Source organism: Vibrio sp. Y176, assembly GCF_033438945.1.
This window is the reverse complement of sequence record NZ_JAWOQS010000052.1, coordinates 1-1,835: the sequence shown is the minus strand read 5'-3', so window position 1 is coordinate 1,835 and position 1,835 is coordinate 1. Positions and strand designations below refer to the sequence as shown.

Annotated in this window: 2 protein-coding genes; one reads left to right on the top strand and one right to left on the bottom strand. The window is 45.3% G+C overall.

Annotation, left to right across the window (positions count from 1 at the left end; all coding sequences use genetic code 11):
- Positions 1 to 643 (top strand): response regulator (locus R7O13_RS23965; protein ID WP_318304813.1); only part of this gene is annotated, 643 nt, incomplete at its 5' end.
- 77 nt (positions 644 to 720) lie between these two features.
- On the opposite strand, the gene cqsA is transcribed toward R7O13_RS23965, so the two are convergent.
- Positions 721 to 1,835: alpha-hydroxyketone-type quorum-sensing autoinducer synthase (gene cqsA / locus R7O13_RS23960; protein WP_318304812.1), on the bottom strand; the 1,115-nt coding region annotated here is incomplete at its 5' end.

Genomic DNA, 1,835 nt, shown 5'->3' with positions numbered 1-1,835 from the left:
CGAGTTTGAATTTGACCTGATATTTGTCGATGTGGAAAGCCTTGATGTTTTAGAAAACCAATTAGACAGAATCGAATCGTTACTTTCATTTACTGAAGCGCGTGTGGTGTATCTTTTTGAGCACAAACCTGCGCAACGAGCTAAAAAAGTTGGACATGACCCGATTTGGGTAGAGACTCAAGCGTGGCTGCTAAACACCAAAGCTACAATTGAGCGTTTGCTTTACGATTCCACTTATATCTCGTCAACACTGCCATCTGCGCCTTTAGATAAATCCATCAAGCGAACCATCATGGTTGTGGATGATAACGAGTCTCTGCGTAAGTTTACGGCGATGTTACTAGAGAAGCAGGGATTTGAAGTGGTACAAAAGGAAGATGGTCAGCAAGCATTGGACACTCTTGAAAAAGAAAATATCGATCTGATTTTAATGGATATTGAGATGCCAATCATGGACGGAGTAGAAGCGTCGCGACGTATCCGTAACTCAGAAAAGCCGTATGCATCTGTGCCGATTATTGCGCATACGGGAGACAGTTCTCCTGTGACGCTAGATAAAATTGGCTCATCCGGCATGTCCGACTTTATCGTTAAACCCGCTGATAAGAATCGCCTTTTCGATAAAATTGCTAACTGGATTTAAAACAGAGCTCAGGATTGAACTGAGCTCTGATCTTTAACTGGAGCCAAGCGTAGGCTCAGCGTTCACTACGAATCAACTTACACAAACTCTAAGTCGGGATGGTCAAATGCCTCCTGACAAGCCGATAAGACGTGATCCACTTGTTGAGCTGTCATGTCGGCATTGACAGAAAATCGAATGATGTTCTTGTTTCTGCCCGTGGCCGGTCGACAAAACACCGCACCGAAAACGTCTCTTTCTTCAAGGAAATCGCGTACTCGTTCAGTGTTTCTCTCACTTCCACACTCAAGAGCAATAATCTGCGATTCGCTGCGAATGTTAAACCCAATACGTTTTAATCCGATGGCGAGTTCTTTGGCTCGCTTGAACAAACATTCACGTTTGTCGTCAGCCGCTTTAATTACCTCAAGTGTTTTTTCTAGACGCACGACTTCTTGCGGCAAAACCGTTGAGCTAAAAATCGCAGGATAGGCCACGAAGGGCAGCGATTGTGCTAGCTTGTTCGGGCCTAAAATCGCACCAGCGCGGTAGGCGAACGTTTTAGCCAAACTTACGGTAACGAAATCCACCATCTGTGTTAGTCCCAGTTCTTGTAATAATCCAGACCCCTTTGGTCCGTGTGTACCTAATGAATGAGATTCATCTACCACTAAGCCACAATCAAACTCCTTCGCCATTTCGTAGATGGCACGTAACGGGGCGATTGTGCCAATCGTGCTATACACAGAATCGACAACGATGATTCCCGCACCGGGGCGTTGGATCTGCTTGCGCAGATGATTCATGTTGTTATGCATGAAAGGATGAATCTGCGCGCCAGCGGTGCGTGCTCCTTCCCACAACGACATATGAGCGAAAAAGTCGATGTATACGGGAAGGTTTGGAGCGCAGATGGTTTGCAGTAAACCAATATTGGCTGCCCATCCTGATTGTGACAACAAACAACTTTCCATGCCGACAAACGTCGCCAGTTGGTGCTCAAAGGCCGGTTTTGATTGATCATCTTGCAAGAAGATTGCTGACATCACGACATTGTCATCTCGTTCAGAAATTGCGTCTCGATGCGCTTTCTGAATGAGCTCATTGTGAGAGAGCGAAAGGTAATCATTGCTTTGCATAACCAAAGCATTTTCGGACGGTCGTTTGCCAAGAACGAGGTGCTTTTGATTTGCGTTAGATTTAATTAAATCTT